Genomic DNA, 239 nt, shown 5'->3' on the forward strand with positions numbered 1-239 from the left:
TCAATACGGCCGATGTATTCGATGCCGCACTGCGCGTTCCATTTGACGAGGTCGCCGGTCCGGTACATGCGCTCGCCCGGCACGAACGGATCTGCGGTAAACCGCTTCGCCGTTTCTTCTTCACGGTTCAGGTATCCGCGTGCAAGTCCGCGGCCTGCCACGCACAATTCACCGGCAATGCCTTCCGGCTGCACCTGATCGCCGTCGCCGAGAATATAAACTCTCGTATTGGCAATCGC

The 239-nt window shown here is 59.4% G+C and carries 1 protein-coding gene; it reads right to left on the minus strand.

The features are described from left to right. Nucleotides 1-239 (minus strand): AMP-binding protein (locus G9F50_RS20375; protein ID WP_165417797.1); only part of this gene is annotated, 239 nt, incomplete at both ends.

Origin of the sequence: Bacillus sp. EKM206B (assembly GCF_011066015.1) — a bacterium.
GTDB lineage: Bacteria > Bacillota > Bacilli > Bacillales > Bacillaceae > Bacillus > Bacillus velezensis.